A 16,447-nucleotide genomic window follows, 5' to 3' on the forward strand; every position below is an offset into this window, starting at 1 on the left:
TCGGTGCCAGGCCCTGTTTCTGCAAGGAGGGGTGTTTGCAGAAAGAGGGCCTGGCACTTTTTTTATTGCAGAACCAGTTCTAACTTACTGCACTCCGCACCGCCGAATAGGGTCAAGTTGTTTCCATCCACAGTGCCAGTTATGAATTGCTCTGGAACTTTTTTAAGTTCGCTGCTGCAGGAACTTTTCTGTGTGGTCGAGCCAGGAACGGCTTGCATTTGCAATATTTTTTTGCCCGTCGTAGTGGCCATAAGATTAGAGATATAGACATGGAAGTTTGCGCGAACACATCCATCCGTAGTAGGGATGGTCAGTACAATCATATTATGGGATGGGACAAAAGCAACTCGCTCGCCCACGCTTGGAGTTTGCACAACGCCGTCGCAAACGCGGCTAACAACCTTGAGAAAGTTAAGGGGTTGGGCTTGGCTTGCGCTAGTTACCAATAATAGAGCCGCCGCTAAAACACCGTGAGTGATCATGTGATTTTTCATATTCTGTTACTCCGATTAAAAGCAACGTAGACGGATGTCTTCGTTATTAATTTTTAGACGAGCAGTATCAGAACCAGGAACATAGTAAAGAACTGCATTACCCAGTTCAGTGGACACATCAAATGCTCCAGCGTTTTTCCATTGCTGCGATTTTGCCGCTAGCGCAGGATTGTGTTGAATCACGTCGAAATCAAAAATATCTACAGGTTCTGCCTCACCAGATGACTCAGAACCTTCACAAGTTCCGAAAGCCAGGTTAGCAATTGTTTTTCCGTCAGCAGAAATTTCGCCTGAAGCGCAGACATACGTGCCCCATTTTACTGCCGGAGCGTTCGAACAGTTAAAAGATTGTGCTTGTGCCAAGTTGCCTAAAAAAAGAAGGGATCCAAGAGTCAAAAGTACGGATGTTTTCATTTTTTATTCCTTTGTTTTTGTTAAGTTTTGATTTAGTTTTTTCTAAAGACCGCGTTGCAAGTAACAATTTCGCCGGGTTGGCGGGGAGCCCAGGATTTCAGTTTCCCGTTCTTCTTACCAAATACTTGGTCATCCACATGGATCATTCCACCACGTTGGTCGTCCGCTCCATTCCACATGTTTTTAAGGCGGACGTCATAGCTGAAGCTGCCATCGGCATGAATGATAAGTTCAATTTTTAAAGTATCGTCACCGCGCGCTCCTTGCAGCTCTTTTAGATATTCATTTCCTGGAACTTCTTCAGTCATAAGGCCGCCAGAGGCTTTCAGGGTAAAAACGCCGTTACGAAAAATGCTGGATGACCGAAGTAAAACCTCTCGACCTGCGACATTCGCGATAATATATTGAGCATATTTACCTGTGCTAAGCCCCATCGTATTGGTTTTAAACTCCGATATTTTTTGAGAATCAGTGGATACAAATCGTGCAAGGTCAGCGTCAGTAGGAATATATAGACCTAGCTCCGCGTGGATTTGATGAGAGTTGATGGCCAAAGTTGCAAGGCCCGCATCGACATAGCTGTTTGTAGACTGACCCATTGCTGTTTGGGCGATCAGGAAGCAAAGAGCGACTAAATGTAGTTTCATAAGTTAATCCTTTTCATGGCGAGTCTCGAACTCAGCCAGTGCTTCGAACAGTTTCATTGAGACAAGTTGTTTATAACGCGTTGCGACTATGCGTTCTAGGTGAATTAACTTTAATTTTAATAAGTTACTGAATAAAAACTTAATTAAATTATGTAAGTATATGAATTATCTGATTTAAATATGATTATATAAATTTGTATAAAGCTGGATTTCTAAAGAAAAAGGTAAGAGATCCAATTTGCTTTAGCGCTGCGTTCAGCAAAGCAGAGCCTGACCTTTTTGGAGAAACTACTCCTATTTGATTTTGAGTTTTTGTGCGATCGCCTTCGCTTGGTTGGCGTGATTAATTGAGTGCAAAGCCCAAAAATAACTGCTTTGTGCTGCGAGCTCACTGCTTAAAGCAAGTTCCCGAATTTTGTGGCCGAGGGAGCGAACGATTTGTAAGTGAGAGCTTTCTCTCGACGGGGATTTTTCATTTCTGTAAGCCATACATGCCTCCAATAACTCCATTGTGAATGGAAATTGTTGAAGCAAAGTGGAGTATCTCACGTTGAGGCGTTATTCCGCGGTTCGATTTACGAAGTTGATGTTGATGCCGAGTTTATTCAATCTCCATTTTGCCATCTGCGGAAGATTGAATAAGGCTTCTTCCTGCCTGTTGTTTTTTTCGTAGCAATCGAAAGCATAGTTACTAATTTCTTGAATCGCCTTGGCAATTGTTGCCTTTTTTGTGGTTTCTCGAAGGTTGATGTTTTCTTTTGTACGTATAATGGTAGTGAGGCTCTCCTCAAGTTCTTGTGTGTACTTGCCGCAGATTCTAGTCCCGAAGAAAATATCAACTTGGCCAGAAACTTGATCCAGGCGGAAGTTAACGCAAAGACGGGTTACGTGAAAATTCACTTCATTATTTTGTGAAGGCGATAAGTTACTATTAAGCTGGTCTGCAATCTTATCCATCTCGAGCACTTCCCGTGGAAGCGCCCAGTATAAGGCATGTTTATCCTCGAAGTAATCGTGAAGAATCACTTTCGGACTTTGTTTTGGATTACTGCAGAAGGCCTCTTGGGCCGCAAGCAGTTTACCAGGGAGACTTTTCATCAGGGAGTAGCGTTCTGCTGAATATGCCTTAATGCCAAAGATGTGAGTCAGGGCTCTGGAGATATCCTCTCCGTCAGAATTAAAGAAGTATCGGTTCAGCTGACGGACTTTTTTCTCAAGAGTGACTTTATCGATTTTATCTTGAAACAAGCTTCTTGCGAAACCCAAAGTCATTTCATGCAAAATCAAACCGGCTCTGTTTTTGCTATCAACGGACAGGAGCCACTGCTTGTTAATACGAAGTTCATCGTCGGACTGGCAGGCGACTACCACCTGTTGTGCCGTGGAAACCATGCTTTGATTTAGACATCCTTCAGAAGTAATGCCTTTATTTTCCAGGAAGATTTTTTTCGGAATCAGGGAATTAAACAACAGATCACCCAGTGCCGGCAGAGCAGCGCCTTGAATCGCGCCGATCTCGCCAACGTGTGGCACTTGTGTATTTAGCTTTTTAATCAAGACTAGCACTTGGGGCTCTAAGGACAGCAATCTTGGGAGAGTGATTTCTTCAGAATCCTGATTTTCATAAAAATCGAACAGTACCTCACCGACAGCATTTCCTCCGCCGTCACTGATACCGCCCATTTGCAGTTGTTTGGATTTGGTTAAATCTTTGTCTTTGGTTAGGGTGACTTCGGAAGGGCCTGTAGAAACAGCAGACACGGGCCCATTTTTGTTAGCCGAGGAGTTCTTTATGTTAACGGTATAAGGAGAGCTAGTCTGTTGTTCCTGTAATGAAGGGGAGGCATAGGATACATGGCCTGTGCTTATAATGGCTCCCAGCGCGATACCTACTAATGTGATCCCTGTTTTAGTTCTTTTCATAGAATCTCCTGAAAACCTTATTAGCAAGCACCGGACCAAACTGGGACAAGAGGTAACTTTATACTTTATGAGCGTCTAAAGAAAAACTGCAGGATGACGATAAGTATACGTAATTATGGAAAAAAGCGTATTTGAATACTCCCACTATAGATCTTATCTAAGAATGCGACTTGAGTCGGCCGGGCGCCGTGGTAGCAAAGCTCAGATCGCAACTGAAATGGGCGTGCAGGCAACCTACGTGTCGCAGGTCTTGCAGGAAAATGCGCATCTATCGTTGGAGCAAGCAGAAGCGGCCAATGTTTTTTTAAATCATACGTCTCAGGAATCTCATTTCTTTTTATTGTTGGTTCAAAAGGATCGCGCAGGTACGAAGTCTTTACGCGATTATTTTCAAACACAATTGGATGAGATTTTAAAAACCAGAATGGTCTTAACTGAGAGACTTGGAAAGTCGACTCAGTTGGATGAAAAGGATCGCAGCTGGTATTACTCAAGCTGGATTCCATCTGCTATTCACATTGCGACCACCATTCCAACTTTGCGCACAGTCGGGGACCTTGCTAAAGCTATGCAGCTCTCCTCTGAAAAAGTGATGGAAACCTTGGAGCGTCTGGAGAATATCGGTCTGGTGCGCAAAGAAGGCTTGCAGTTTCTGCCCGGCGAGCAACAAATTCGCATCGGTAAGGACTCTCACTACATTTTAAAGCATCACACCAACTGGCGCCTGCAGGCGATGCAAAGTCTTGAGCACGAGAATCTTAAAGAGTTGCATTATTCTGCTGTGGTGAGTTTGTCGGCAAAAGATGTTGATAAAATCAAAGACCTTCTTTTGGAATCCCTTAAAGCCAATGTCGAGATCATTAAGGATTCTAAAGAAGAAGAGCTTTACTGTTTGACCATGGATTTCTTTAGTTTGCTTAAAGCGCAAAAATAAAAAAAGCCCGGTCACCCGGGCTTTTTTTGTTTTAGATTTTCGCAGAAACCCAGATGAAACCGCTTAAGCCTTTGGCTTTGTTAATTTCGGGTGTGATATCTGGATCCATCACCCAATAAGCTCGGTTCTTGTTGTTGTATTCCATGCCCGCGCCCACGGAAACAAACTTGTTCACAGCTTTTTCAATGGCTACTTTCATGCTGGCCGCGAATGGATTGTTGTAATACGCATCGCCTGACTTGTTGCTAACAAAGCGGCTGGCATCCACAGCAAACGAAATAGTTCCGAACTGTGCCGCAGGGAAGCTCACCTTGATCACCTGACGAACTGCAGAGGCGGCAAATGCTTCGACACCCTCGAAAACGTAGTATTCACTGTTCAGCACCAGGTAAGCTTTCGAACCATTTTTAGTCGAGTCATAGATCAAGCTTACTTTATCAAAGTGAGTCTGCAGAGTGTTGGATTTTTCCTTTTGGCTTTTACGGCTTAATTCAAATTCACGCTCAGCATCCACACTAAACGGGCTTTCGCCAACATTTTGATTCACACCCACGCGAGTACGGGCGTCGACAGAACCGGATTGCTCCTGCAAGCCCATGTCGTTCGAGAAAGTTTCAACCTCGATACGACCTGTGGTTTTATTTACGCGGGCATAACCTTTAACCTTCACACCCATGATAAGAGTATTGCGGGTTTTATCCATCGGATTCATTTTTGAATCAAAGCTCGGAGCACGAATTTGCATCACGCCGCCGTACACGTTGGAATTCATACCATACTCATCGATGATCGAATTTGCCAATGGCACAGAGAATTGATTTTGCATCGCAAAGCCCACAGCATTCATTTCAAAGCGGCCGTCGCGGGTGTCAAAGTCCGAGTGCATGATAAAGCCACGGGCTTTGGTGCCTTTGCCTAAGTCCTTTGTGAATTGCAAACCAGCAGTGGTACCTTCGTTACTGACTTTCAGGCGCACGATAGGATCGTCTTCCTGCATTTCAGTGAAGCCTTTAAGGTTGGCCTGCACCCAACGCGAAGTTTTTGGCAGGTAAGCGTGATACTTGTTTCTGCGCTCCGAGGATTCAACCTGCGACACTCCAGAGATTGGTCCCAGGATTCGTGTGGAAACGTCCACTGCACCTTGTACGGTGTTTTGGCCCGTGTTTACCAGTTGCGAGTAGTTTTGGATAAAGTAGATGCCAGAGGAAGGATCACGGAAGTGATAGACCAAGTGGCCATCGCCTTGTTTGCCCTTGGAATCTTTTTGCCAGATCCCTGAATGCAATCCGACGTTATCAAAACCCAGGGCCTTGGCATGATCAGACAAGTAGCGATGAATATCACCACAGATACCGCCATCAAGTTTATGGTTAAGGGCGTTTTCGAAAATCTTTTGCATGTCAGATTCGTTTTCGGTGGCTGAGCTGTAACCGTCAGATAGGCGCGAACCCAGGAAAGACAGGTAAGCAAGCTTCTCGGGCAAATTTAGACGAGAGCCATAATCTTGAGCCAATCGAACGGATTCATTGTAGCTGCGCGCCGCTGGAATGCCATTGCTGCCAACACCAAATGAAGCGTTATACAAATTCACAGCTTTGCCGTAGCCAGCCTGGTCATTATAGAAAACTTCTTTGATACGGAAGGGATGGATATCGTACTTGCCATTCAGGTTTTGCGCCTTGTAGTAGAAAACTCCGTCAAAGAGATTGTTGCTACCCAAGTTGTTACGAATATCCTGCAGCGACTTGGATGCTAAATCCTGTTGGGATTCTTCTGGTGCGGAAAGAGTTAACTTCAGTCCGGTTGTGAATGTGATACCTAAAATAGCGGCCACTGTTATCGCGCGATAGTAATTCATGGAGTCCTCTCGAAACGTCTTTGTTACACCTTGATGTTTCGGAGGGAACTTCAGTAATATTAACGACATCAAGATAATTTAACGAAGTCGAATCTCATGATGAGACAGTTAGTGGCTCTCGGGAGTTCCAATGTAGAATATCTTTCGGGAGTTCATGAGTTCTTGCCATGAAAGAGTACTTCGTCTAACTATTGTGTGATTATAACTTTTCAATAGGTGCCTGAATGATTTTCGATCTCCCGTCGTACAAGAATGTGAACTATAAAAACGAGATTCTCTCTGGACTGACCGTTGCTTTGGCACTGGTTCCAGAGGCAGTGGCTTTTGCTTTCGTAGCTGGCGTGGCTCCGCTTGTGGGATTGTATGCAGCTTTCATGGTGTGTCTGATCACTTCTATTTTTGGGGGACGTCCTGGGATGATCTCGGGGGCGGCAGGCGCACTTGCAGTGGTGATGGTATCCTTGGTGCAACAGCATGGGGTTGAGTATCTTTTTGCTGCCGTCGTATTAATGGGTTTAATTCAGATCATCTTCGGACTTCTTCGTTTAGGAAAATATATTCGCTTGGTTCCGGAGCCGGTTATTTACGGCTTTGTAAATGGTTTGGCGATTGTGATCGGTATGGCGCAGTTCAATCATCTAAAAACCAAGGCTGCTGAAGGTGGGCTAGAGTGGATGACGGGCACACCGTTGATGTTGATGCTGGGGCTGATTGCTGCCACGATGGTTATTATTTACTTCCTCCCAAAATTAACCAAAGCAGTTCCTGCGGCTTTGACATCCATTTTAGTAGTAAGCTTGGTGGTCATTGGTTTTGGTATTGATACAAAAACCGTGGGAGATTTGGCATCCATTCAAGGGGGCCTTCCTCAATTTCACATCCCCAACGTGCCTTGGAACTGGGAAACTTTTAAAATCATTTTCCCTTACTCGCTGATTTTAGCGGGTGTCGGTCTGATTGAATCATTGTTGACGCTGACCCTTCTGGATGAACTTACTGAAACTCGCGGGCGCAGCAACAAGGAAAGCCTTGCGCAAGGGGCGGCCAATGTCGTCACGGGTTTCTTTGGCGGCATGGGTGGCTGTGCGATGATTGGGCAAAGTATCATCAACGTTACCTCCGGCGCCAGAGCCCGTGTTTCGGGAATTGTCGCAGGCTCGGCTTTGTTGTGTTTTATTCTATTTGCTGCCCCATTGATTGAGCGTGTGCCGGTAGCAACATTAGTTGGATTGATGTTCATGGTTTCCATCGGTACCTTTGAATGGACCAGCTTTAGAATTCTTCACCGAATCCCTAAGGCCGATGCGGCAGTTTTGATCATTGTAACTTCTTTGACTGTTATTTTTGACCTAGCCATCGCCGTAGTGGTGGGAGTCATCGTGTCTTCATTGGTATTTGCGTGGCAAAGTGCGATTCGCATTCGTGCGCGTAAGTTTGTGGATGCAGATGGCGTAAAACACTATGAAATCTGGGGGCCATTATTCTTTGCTTCGACCGCGAACTTTCAGGAAAAGTTTGATCTGCAGAATGATCCTAAAGAAGTCATCATTGATTTTAAGGACTCCCGCATCGCTGACCATAGCGGAATTGAAGCTGTGCAAAAGGTCACAGAACGTTATGCCAAGCTGGGTAAGCGTGTTCGTCTGCGCCACCTAAGCGAAGACTGCCGTAAGCTTTTAAATAAAGCTGGCACGATGGTTGAGGTGAATGTGATGGAAGACCCAACCTATACAGTGGCGGACGACAAGTTAGACTAATCTGCTCAATGGCAAGCAGTGGATACTGCTGCTTGCTGCGTTTTTTGAGATCTTACAGAGCATTTGCTGTTAAGCTTACTTTCCGAACAAGAGATAATGAAACCTCTAAGACGCAATCAAGGAGGAGTTATGGGAAGTGGCCAAAATAACAAACCCGCCGGCACGGATCGTTTGATCGGCCAGGATAAGGGCGATAACGGCATGAAGAAGGTAAATCCTTCCTCTCAAAAAAGTTCAGAAGGCCAGTATTCAGGTGTGGTTGATCCCACGAAGAATAATCAGCGCGATCCCAACTACAAAAAAGATAAATAAGCCTTACAGTGACATGCTGCGGGTGTAGTCTTTGTGATTCTTGCGAACCGAGCGAATGGTTTTTTGCAGGTGTTTACTTAAGTTCAAAGCTAGCACGGGATCCTTAAGATGAATGTAAAGCTGTGGATGAACTTTTACGTCCTCATGCAGCCAGTTGCCGGTGCCCAGCATAACTTCCTTATTATCCATGACCAGGTACTTTGAGTGAGTGAACAAGGTACCTGGTCCATAATGTATTTCCTTGATACCAGCTTCTAAAAGTCGCTCGGCTGTCCCGCGGGTGCGACGAACATAGCTAAGAGCGAAAGCGTCGTGCTGGTGAATCAGTCCGGTGATCTTTACCCCACGTTGATGCGCGCGAATAAAGGCTTTTTCGATTTCACTGATATGAAAGAAATAGATAGAAAAAGCCAAAGACTTTTCCGCTCGATCGATCATGTTAATAAGTACGTCTTTAAAGATCCCGTCTGCAATCATCGGGGGAGGTAAGATCACTCCACCATGACTGCCGCCATCCCAATGAAACTCAAAGTATTTGTTGAATCCGGCAATGGCCTTTTTGTCAGTCAAAAGTAAATTGGTTTCGTGATTTTTAAGAATTGATTGCTGGGTCAGGTTCGTAGAGCCAAAAAGCAGGTACTTGTTATCAATACAAAAGCCCTTGGCATGCGTGGCCCCGTAAACGACCTCGATGCCGTGGGGCTTTAAGTACTCGGCCGTCACCAGATTGCGTGAAGAGGTTTCGCGAAAGCCTTCGATGTAAAGACGTATGTGAATTTTCTTACCCAGGGCCTCTTTGATCTCAATTAGAGTTTCAGCAATCTCAAAAGGCGCTGACTTACGATTTAGTTTTCCCGTCGCACTGCCGATGGCGAACGAGTACTCCATAATGTCGATGGACTTTTGTGCTTTATTTAGCAGGTTCAAAAGCATCGGTAAGTAATCTGCATCAGCAATGATTTGAGGTGTCGCCATGCTCTGGATTGTAAGGTTTTTGAAAAGGGGATTGAATCATCGTGAGCAGGGTCTGTCATCAATCACACTAGCGGACTTCAAATATCTCGTCGTGGCCAATGGCGAAAATCCTTTTACTGGAGCTGGCTTTCACCGGAAATCCTCCGGTCATACTGCCGAAGGCGGGAATGGTTAAAGCCTGCCGCTCTAAAATAAAGCAAGGAAGTTTTAAGCGCAAAGCTCCCTGGTGGATATTTACGACAGGATGCAAATGTCCCTGGATTTGAAAAAGGGGAGAGTTGGGATTTTTATGCCCGTGAGTCATTAAAAAGGGACCGACTGCCAATTCTTCCTCGACGAAATGAAACGGCATGTTTTTTAGAATTTCATGGGAACCTTTCTCGTGATTGCCCAGTAACAGGGTCCATTCAACTTGAGGATGAGCCGCGAAAAAACTATGAAAGTCGCGCACCACGAACTCACTCAATGAAAATCGATTGTGGATCCAGTCGCCTAAGATCACGACCCTGCGAATGGAATGCCGGTGGATCAGATCACTTAAGCGATCCAGGTCCTCACGATGGCCGCCTGAAGGCAGAGGAACTCCTGCATGCTGATAGCTTTCCGCTTTTCCCAGGTGCAGGTCAGACAGACCCAACAGATGCTGCGCGCGCCAGACGAAGGCTTTTTCCGGCAACAGTTCAATGCTTTGTTGGGCTGCTTGAATGATCATGTTTTTTTTCCCAACTTTTCTTAAGTCGTGCGATTTTAGCCTCAAGACTTTCATTTGAAAGATTTCCGGTGGCAATAGTTTCTACCACCAGTGGAAACGAGAGCGGCGAGGGAGAGTCTAACTCAATCCACACGGTTTTCATCTTGCTCATGCGTTGCAAAGTTCTGCGAATGCGTCCGCTTTCTAAGGAGTTTGCCAGAACCTCGTCAAAACTTTGGCGAATAAGAAGGTTGCCGGGTTCATGCTTTTTAAATACATCATAAAGCAGGGAAGCACTGACTTGCATTTGTCGTCCGGTTTTAGGTGAACCGGGATAACCCACAAAAACCAGTCCGGCAATTTGTGCGATTTCTTTGAACTGTCTTTGGCTTAATTGACCAATCTGCAGGGACTGTCCAATTTCATCCACCAGATTGTGATCGGAAAAGAAATCATCATCAAACAAAGCCTCAAAATCGTAGTCTGCAGGTCCCATGATCTCAAAGCCATAATCATTAAGTGAAAATGAAAAAGTCGTCGGTGAACGCTGGGCAAAACGATAGCCCCACAATTGGGCCAGCCCCTCGTGCACGGAACGCCCTTCGAAGGGATAAACGAAAATATGCCGTCCCTGTTTGGAAGTCCATTTTTCGATAAGTAATGAATTTGGATCAGGCAATATCGACATTTCGCTTTGGGTTCCAAGTAAGGGTTTTAAAAAGCGATCTAAGCCCGGATGTTTTTCTGTTAAGACCTCGCGAAAAGCATTTCCTAAGGTTTCAGAAATTGGAAAACGCCCGCCATCCCATGAAGGAATGGTGTTGGTGGGAGCTTTGCTGGATTTCACGTAGGCCGTCATATCTTTTAAAAGAACGAACTCCAGTTTCTTACCCGCAAATTGAAAGACGTCACCTTTTCTAAGCTTGGAAATAAAGTTTTCTTCGACCGAGCCAATGCGGGAGCGATTGGTATAGGTCACTTGAACTGATTGGCGGGACACGATTGTTCCGATACTCATGCGATGAAGCTTCTCGATGCGGGGATCGGCCGGGCGGTATCGTCCTGTTTCATCGTCCATCACAAGCTTATGAAATTGCGGATAGGATTGCAGGGTTTCCCCACCATGGGTTAAGAAGCGGCGACACCAGTTGATTTCATCCTGCGTGATGTCTGAGAAAGAAAAAGTTTCCTTTAGCGAAAGTGCAAGCTCATCCATGCGCAGTCCCGGACCGCATGCCAAGGTCATCATGTGCTGAAGTAAAACATCCAATGGTTTTTTCAAAGGCCTGCGGGCCTCGATATGTTTTTGGGAGAGAGCTTTTTTGACGGCTTCAAGTTCCAAGATTTCCCAGGAGTTGGTGGGAACAAACAAGAGCCTGCTTTTTCCTCCAGGCCTGTGAGCAGATCGTCCGGCCCGTTGAATCATGCGTGCCACCATTTTTGGTGAGCCAATTTGTACGACTCTTTCCACGGGTTGAAAGTCGACACCCAAATCCAGCGACGAAGTACAGACCACCCATTTTAGATCACCGTTTTTGACACCTTCTTCCACGGCTTCGCGTTCCTCACGCTCTAACGAGCTATGATGAAGAGCCATTAAGTCTTCCATGTCGGGGCGTGCCGCACGTAATGCTTCAAACCAGCGTTCCGCCTGAGAGCGGGTGTTGGTAAAAATTAAGGTGGAAACCTCGGGGTCTAAAATCTCCAGCAGAGAATCCTTAAGTGCAAAACCCAAATGCCCGGCCCATGGGAAGCGATCAATTTTATCCGGCAGTAAACAGTCCAGATCCAGTTTGCGATCAGAGCCCCCTGAAATTATCACTGGCTCCTGGGCTCTGCCGACGGCCACTTTTGCAGCTTCATCTAGATTTCCGATAGAGGCAGACATCGCCCAAGTTTGTAAATCGGGATTAATGGTTCTCAGGTAAGAAAGTGAAAGCTCACACAAGCTTCCGCGTTTGCTGGCCATTAATTCATGCCACTCATCCAAAATTACGACCTGCAAATTCTTAAAGTAGTCTTCAGCATCAGGCTGGGAGATCATTACCGCCAAAGATTCTGGTGTGGTTAGCATCAAGTCCGGCGGATTGGTGAGTTGTTTTTTCTTTTTGGCAAAAGCTGTGTCACCCGTACGGGACATAACTTTAATCGGCCACTTCATTGACTCTATAGGTTCAAGGATTGCCGCCTCAATATCGCGGGTCAGGGCACGTAGGGGAGTCAGATATAAAGCTTTAAGTCCTGGGCGCGGTTGACTCATAAAGCGGGCTAAGGGGCCCATAATCGCTGCATAGGTCTTTCCAGATCCTGTAGGGATGTGTAAAAGTCCGGATTCACCCTTCAGAAACCCATTCCAGGCTTCTTCCTGAAAAGGAAAGGGCTTCCATTTTTTAGACGCGAAAAAATTGTAAATAGGCTTAAGCTCACGGTTCATTATTGACCGCCTTCAGAAGCTCTTGCGCCGAAGTGAGGGTGTCTGCATCGTCGACTTTCTTGTCTTTTCGCCAGCGCAGAATTCTGGGAAATCGAACGGCAATTCCAGATTTGTGACGTGAGGAGGCGCCAATACCCTCAAAGCCTATTTCAAAAACATGCTGGGCCTCGACTGATCTGACGGGGCCGAATTTTTCTTTGGTGTGCCTGCGAATCCAGGCATCGAGTTCATCGATTTCTTTTTGATCCAATCCCGAATAGGCTTTAGCAAATGGAATCAGTTCATGATTTTCATTCCAAAGCGCAAACGTATAATCGGTGTAAAGATTAGATCGGCGTCCTGTGCCTGATTGCGCGTACAGTAAGACGGCATCCAGGGTCAGGGGATCGACTTTGTACTTCCACCAGTTCCCGGTTTTTCTGCCAACCGAATAAACTCCCGCCCACCATTTTAGCATAAGACCTTCGGCATCCTTTTCCCGGGACTGACTGCGCAGAAAGTTGAGTTCCTCTAAAGATGTGACTTCCACGACCGGGGAAATACGTACCTGGGGACTTTTAAACTTCCCCAAAATCTTTTGCAGATGTTTTTTGCGGTTTTTTAAAGTCTCTTGCCGTACATCCTGGCCGTTGATTTCAAGGCAGTCGTAACCCATAAAGCCCGCCGGAAATTCCTTCAGCATTTGTGCTGAAACCTTTTTTCGCCCCAAGCGACGCTGCAGGGATTGAAAGGAGGAAATACGGTCCTCCTTAAAAACCAGGATTTCACCATCGATCACACTGCCTTCCGGTAAGTCCGCAAATATCTCCGCAAGCTCCGGGAAGGTGTCTGTGATGTCTTCTTCCCCTCGGGACCAGATCCAGGTTTGGCTTTCTCGGCGAATCACTTGTGCGCGGATGCCATCGTACTTCCACTCAATACACCATTCGCCGGGATCAAAATTCTTTTCGCTGCGTTCGCTCCACGGGTGAGCCAGACAAAACGGATAAGGCTGACTGAAAGTGGCTGAAACAGCTTCCTGGGAGACGACTCGCTCGAAAGCTTCGGCTCCTGTTTCCAGGCTGCCACTTAATCGGTGCGCGATTTGGTCGGTGGGGACGTCATAGACTTCAGATAGCGCTCGGATCACAAGCTTATCGCTGACCCCCACGCGAAAGGCTCCGGTGATGAGTTTATTCAGGATATAAACTTCCTGCGTGGTCAGTTTTTTCCACAGCTTTAAAAGATGGTCCGCCTGTTCTTTTTCATCTTTGATTTTGGCAAGGTAAGGAATTTCCTCCTCCATCCACTGGGTCAGACTTTTATTTGACGAAGACGAAGTCGCCCGGCACAGCTCCAGTGAATGGGCCAGCAGGCTTAAGGTTTCAGCCGTATCACCCACGTGATCGCGACTCTCATCCCACAACCATTCCGGATAGTGAGTACTGGCTAAAAAAAGACTGCTTAAGGTTCGTGAAGTGATGGTTCTTCGGGAGAGCTTTCCTGTCAGAAGCATCAAGGTCCACATAGAGTCCTCAGGATCTGCTTTGGTAAAATACTTTTTAAGAGCTGCGACCTTTTCGTTGGTGGAAGTTGTGGAATCGAGTTCTTCATAAAGAGCAGCAAATTCTTTCATGAAGCCTCCTCTTCGGCTTCGTACTGCGTTACGAATAGTTTTACGGTCTTGCCTTGCTCGTTCAGATATCTCTGCAAAACATCGGTACGACCATGCGTCAGGTAAACGGTTGAGGCGCCAGTTTCTTCCACTGTCTGATTAAGCTCGTTCCAATCTGCATGATCCGACAACACGAATCCACGTTCGTAGCCTTTGCGGCGACGGGTGCCGCGAACCTGCATCCAACCCGAAGCAAACGCGGTTTGGGGTTCTTTAAATCTTTTCATCCAAGGCGAGCGATGCGCAGACGGGGGGGCCAGAATCAAATCGCCAGCGAAGTTATAACCTTTTTCTTTTTCCTGAATTGAGGCGGTGGGAAGCATTTCGATGCCAGCTGCCCGATAAATTTGTGTGATAGAATCCAATGCCCCGTGAATGTAAACCTTGCGATCAGTGATGCGGCGAAGTTCTGCCAGAATTCGCTGAGCTTTTCCTAAAGCATAACAAAAAAGCAGGCTGGGTCTTTCTGGATCTGATTGCCACCAGGAGTGAATTCTCTCGGCGGTCACGGCACCCGAATCCCATTTGTAAACGGGCAGGGCAAATGTCGCCTCCGAAATGAATGTGTCACAAGGTACGACTTCAAACGGATCACAGGACGGATCGGGTGTGCGCTTATAATCTCCGGAAGCCACCCAAACATGATCTTTATACTCGATGCGAACCTGGCATGACCCCAGAATATGACCTGCGGGATGAAAGCTCACCCAGGTGTTTCCGACTTTGAATTTCTCTCCAGCTTGATGAGAGTAAAGTTTTATGTCCTCACCTAAACGAAGTTTTAGGATGGGAATGCCTTTAATGTTGGTATGATACTCTGCAGATCCCCAGCGGGCATGATCTGAATGGCCATGAGTAATTATGGCTCGTTGTACAGGACGCCAGGGGTCGATATGAAAATCACCCTGAGGACAGTACAAACCTTCGGAAGTCGCACGCACCAGTTCCATTCATAAATTTTATCAAGGTGACCAGAGGGGAACAAATGACGTTTCACTGTGTTTGGGCAAGATAGAGACTGGACCTGAAGTTAAAACTTACTTTACCAGATCTTCAAAGTGTTGGGCGTTTCGTTTGCGATACAAAGTAGCGGCAATGCCTGCGAGTGCTGCAAGCGAGAGGATATAGATGATGCCTCCATACAGCGTATGTGTATTTTCAAAGACATAAAAGCTGATTAGATAAGCAGTGCCACCAATAACGCCAGTAGCGATATTATAGCTTAGACCATACAGTGTGCAGCGATGTTCATGGTGGACCAAATTACAAACCAACATCACAAAAGGCCCGAAGCATGCGGTCGCAATCATACTGATTGCCACCGAGACTCCGAATATCGAAAACCAGGGCACAGAAAAAGGAACAATGTTTCCGCCTTGCGCGGATATTTCAAACAACTTAAACAGGGGCAGTATCAGAATTATACCTGCAATAAGACCGCGCTTTGAAACTTTGCGGGGTCCTACGCGGTCGGCAAGTGTCCCCCAGAGCGCATAAGTAGGTGTATAAAAGAGTGTTGAATAAGCGATGACGTGATTGGCGGTCAGGGGATCTAAGTGCAGCATGGACTTTAAAAAGAAGCCTTTGATATTTACTCCCATGATAGCAATCGAACCCAAGGCCGTCGCCATGAGAAGGGCATAGACCGCGCATTTCTTTTCCTGAACTGTCCAATCTTTAAGGCGAATGAAATCCCACCTCGAGATTTCGGGATGATCGTGATACTCGACGTTAGCCAGAAGTTTATGCAGCTGCCACCAGGCCGGGAAAATCAAAGCGCTATAGATAAATGCTGTTCGCCAGCCGTTCTGCAAAAAGTTTTCTTCACCGATCAGAAGTTTTGAAACGATTGTGACCGCCAGTGCAAATAAATATCCCGCCGGTACAGAAGTTTGAAAAAGACCTGTGTAAAGACCGCGATGTGTGGAAGGAGCCGCTTCATAAATTATCACGCTGAGAATGGGATAGCATCCACCTAATGCAAACCCTTGCACCACCCTCAGGACATAATAGGTCCAATGAGAGCTATCCGGTACCAGACAAACCAGGCAGGATGAAAAGCCTATTAGTAAGGCGCTGACACGCAATCCTTCCAAACGCGTCTTGCGATCTGCGAGAGCTCCCAGGCAAAGTGCGCCAAATGGACGGACGATGAATCCCACTAAGAAAGAGGTCATGGAAAATAAGAAAGAAGAGGGCAGTGACTTCGCAAATTCCGTTAGCAACATGCCCGGCAGATAGAACGAATAGAATGTTACAATATTCAGGAGGCAAGCGTAACCTAGAATGTCTTGAACTCTTCTATGTGGCATTTGCTCTCCAAAGGAAGGGAGCTTGCGCTCCCTTCTGATTAA

General features: G+C 46.3%; 15 protein-coding genes. 3 read left to right on the forward strand and 12 right to left on the reverse strand.

The window, feature by feature from the left end:
- Window positions 1-62: 62 nt before the first annotated feature.
- The 5 genes from ACLWNV_RS06190 to ACLWNV_RS06210 all read right to left on the reverse strand — a co-directional run bounded on the left by ACLWNV_RS06190 (window position 63) and on the right by ACLWNV_RS06210 (window position 3,478).
- Window positions 63-494 carry a hypothetical protein gene (locus tag ACLWNV_RS06190; RefSeq protein WP_413587057.1) on the reverse strand — a complete coding sequence of 144 codons (432 nt, stop codon included), beginning with the start codon at window positions 492-494 and terminating at the stop codon, window positions 63-65.
- A 15-nt stretch (window positions 495-509) separates the two neighbouring features.
- A complete protein-coding gene (locus tag ACLWNV_RS06195) occupies window positions 510-908 on the reverse strand; it encodes a hypothetical protein (protein WP_413587058.1) in 399 nt (132 codons plus the stop codon).
- Between the two features lie 32 nt (window positions 909-940).
- A complete protein-coding gene (locus ACLWNV_RS06200) occupies window positions 941-1,555 on the reverse strand; it encodes a hypothetical protein (protein WP_413587059.1) in 615 nt (204 codons plus the stop codon).
- Window positions 1,556-1,849: 294 nt separating this feature from the next.
- On the reverse strand, window positions 1,850-2,044 hold the full coding sequence (locus ACLWNV_RS06205; RefSeq protein ID WP_413587060.1) for a hypothetical protein: 195 nt from the start codon (window positions 2,042-2,044) through the stop codon (window positions 1,850-1,852).
- A gap of 69 nt (window positions 2,045-2,113) precedes the next feature.
- The gene (locus ACLWNV_RS06210; RefSeq protein WP_413587061.1) at window positions 2,114-3,478 is read right to left on the reverse strand and encodes a hypothetical protein; all 1,365 of its coding nucleotides are present in this window, start codon (window positions 3,476-3,478) and stop codon (window positions 2,114-2,116) included.
- A gap of 115 nt (window positions 3,479-3,593) precedes the next feature.
- Here ACLWNV_RS06210 and ACLWNV_RS06215 point away from each other — a divergent pair, with 115 nt between their 5' ends.
- On the forward strand, window positions 3,594-4,412 hold the full coding sequence (locus ACLWNV_RS06215; RefSeq protein WP_413587062.1) for a TIGR02147 family protein: 819 nt from the start codon (window positions 3,594-3,596) through the stop codon (window positions 4,410-4,412).
- 31 nt (window positions 4,413-4,443) lie between these two features.
- On the opposite strand, the gene ACLWNV_RS06220 is transcribed toward ACLWNV_RS06215, so the two are convergent.
- The gene (locus tag ACLWNV_RS06220; protein ID WP_413587063.1) at window positions 4,444-6,270 is read right to left on the reverse strand and encodes a hypothetical protein; all 1,827 of its coding nucleotides are present in this window, start codon (window positions 6,268-6,270) and stop codon (window positions 4,444-4,446) included.
- 224 nt (window positions 6,271-6,494) lie between these two features.
- On the opposite strand from ACLWNV_RS06220, the gene ACLWNV_RS06225 reads away from it, so the two are divergent.
- Together ACLWNV_RS06225 and ACLWNV_RS06230 are read left to right on the forward strand one after the other, a co-directional pair.
- Window positions 6,495-8,027, forward strand: a complete 1,533-nt coding sequence (locus ACLWNV_RS06225; protein ID WP_413587064.1) for a SulP family inorganic anion transporter — start codon at window positions 6,495-6,497, stop codon at window positions 8,025-8,027.
- A 129-nt stretch (window positions 8,028-8,156) separates the two neighbouring features.
- Window positions 8,157-8,339: a hypothetical protein gene (locus tag ACLWNV_RS06230; RefSeq protein ID WP_413587065.1), complete on the forward strand. Its 183-nt coding sequence runs from the start codon at window positions 8,157-8,159 to the stop codon at window positions 8,337-8,339.
- A gap of 3 nt (window positions 8,340-8,342) precedes the next feature.
- On the opposite strand, the gene ACLWNV_RS06235 is transcribed toward ACLWNV_RS06230, so the two are convergent.
- From ACLWNV_RS06235 to ACLWNV_RS06260, 6 genes are all read right to left on the reverse strand, one after another.
- Window positions 8,343-9,314, reverse strand: coding sequence for a phospholipase D-like domain-containing protein (locus ACLWNV_RS06235; RefSeq protein ID WP_413587066.1), 972 nt, complete (start codon window positions 9,312-9,314; stop codon window positions 8,343-8,345).
- A 67-nt stretch (window positions 9,315-9,381) separates the two neighbouring features.
- Entirely contained in the window at window positions 9,382-10,026 is a 645-nt protein-coding gene (pdeM, locus tag ACLWNV_RS06240) for a ligase-associated DNA damage response endonuclease PdeM (protein ID WP_413587067.1), read from the reverse strand.
- Window positions 9,995-12,439 (reverse strand): ligase-associated DNA damage response DEXH box helicase, encoded by a 2,445-nt coding sequence (locus ACLWNV_RS06245; protein ID WP_413587068.1) that lies wholly within the window; start codon window positions 12,437-12,439, stop codon window positions 9,995-9,997. The genes pdeM and ACLWNV_RS06245 overlap by 32 nt, the downstream gene beginning before the upstream one ends.
- The gene (locus ACLWNV_RS06250; RefSeq protein ID WP_413587069.1) at window positions 12,429-14,054 is read right to left on the reverse strand and encodes an ATP-dependent DNA ligase; all 1,626 of its coding nucleotides are present in this window, start codon (window positions 14,052-14,054) and stop codon (window positions 12,429-12,431) included. Before ACLWNV_RS06250 ends, ACLWNV_RS06245 begins: the two co-directional genes overlap by 11 nt.
- Window positions 14,051-15,043, reverse strand: coding sequence for a ligase-associated DNA damage response exonuclease (locus ACLWNV_RS06255; RefSeq protein WP_413587070.1), 993 nt, complete (start codon window positions 15,041-15,043; stop codon window positions 14,051-14,053). The genes ACLWNV_RS06250 and ACLWNV_RS06255 overlap by 4 nt, the downstream gene beginning before the upstream one ends.
- Window positions 15,044-15,130: 87 nt before the next feature.
- On the reverse strand, window positions 15,131-16,405 hold the full coding sequence (locus tag ACLWNV_RS06260; RefSeq protein ID WP_413587071.1) for an MFS transporter: 1,275 nt from the start codon (window positions 16,403-16,405) through the stop codon (window positions 15,131-15,133).
- Window positions 16,406-16,447: the final 42 nt, after the last annotated feature.

Origin of the sequence: Bdellovibrio sp. HCB274 (assembly GCF_047306075.1) — a bacterium.
Classification (GTDB): domain Bacteria; phylum Bdellovibrionota; class Bdellovibrionia; order Bdellovibrionales; family Bdellovibrionaceae; genus Bdellovibrio.

Excerpts from the sequence above, each read along its gene's own strand:
- ACLWNV_RS06190 (WP_413587057.1), bottom strand. The coding sequence starts at position 494 with ATGAAAAATCACATGATCACTCACGGTGTTTTAGCGGCGGCTCTATTA.
- ACLWNV_RS06195 (WP_413587058.1), bottom strand. The coding sequence starts at position 908 with ATGAAAACATCCGTACTTTTGACTCTTGGATCCCTTCTTTTTTTAGGC.
- ACLWNV_RS06200 (WP_413587059.1), bottom strand. The coding sequence starts at position 1,555 with ATGAAACTACATTTAGTCGCTCTTTGCTTCCTGATCGCCCAAACAGCA.
- ACLWNV_RS06205 (WP_413587060.1), bottom strand. The coding sequence starts at position 2,044 with ATGGCTTACAGAAATGAAAAATCCCCGTCGAGAGAAAGCTCTCACTTA.
- ACLWNV_RS06210 (WP_413587061.1), bottom strand. The coding sequence starts at position 3,478 with ATGAAAAGAACTAAAACAGGGATCACATTAGTAGGTATCGCGCTGGGA.
- ACLWNV_RS06215 (WP_413587062.1), top strand. The coding sequence starts at position 3,594 with ATGGAAAAAAGCGTATTTGAATACTCCCACTATAGATCTTATCTAAGA.
- ACLWNV_RS06220 (WP_413587063.1), bottom strand. The coding sequence starts at position 6,270 with ATGAATTACTATCGCGCGATAACAGTGGCCGCTATTTTAGGTATCACA.
- ACLWNV_RS06225 (WP_413587064.1), top strand. The coding sequence starts at position 6,495 with ATGATTTTCGATCTCCCGTCGTACAAGAATGTGAACTATAAAAACGAG.
- ACLWNV_RS06230 (WP_413587065.1), top strand. The coding sequence starts at position 8,157 with ATGGGAAGTGGCCAAAATAACAAACCCGCCGGCACGGATCGTTTGATC.
- ACLWNV_RS06235 (WP_413587066.1), bottom strand. The coding sequence starts at position 9,314 with ATGGCGACACCTCAAATCATTGCTGATGCAGATTACTTACCGATGCTT.
- pdeM (WP_413587067.1), bottom strand. The coding sequence starts at position 10,026 with ATGATCATTCAAGCAGCCCAACAAAGCATTGAACTGTTGCCGGAAAAA.
- ACLWNV_RS06245 (WP_413587068.1), bottom strand. The coding sequence starts at position 12,439 with ATGAACCGTGAGCTTAAGCCTATTTACAATTTTTTCGCGTCTAAAAAA.
- ACLWNV_RS06250 (WP_413587069.1), bottom strand. The coding sequence starts at position 14,054 with ATGAAAGAATTTGCTGCTCTTTATGAAGAACTCGATTCCACAACTTCC.
- ACLWNV_RS06255 (WP_413587070.1), bottom strand. The coding sequence starts at position 15,043 with ATGGAACTGGTGCGTGCGACTTCCGAAGGTTTGTACTGTCCTCAGGGT.
- ACLWNV_RS06260 (WP_413587071.1), bottom strand. The coding sequence starts at position 16,405 with ATGCCACATAGAAGAGTTCAAGACATTCTAGGTTACGCTTGCCTCCTG.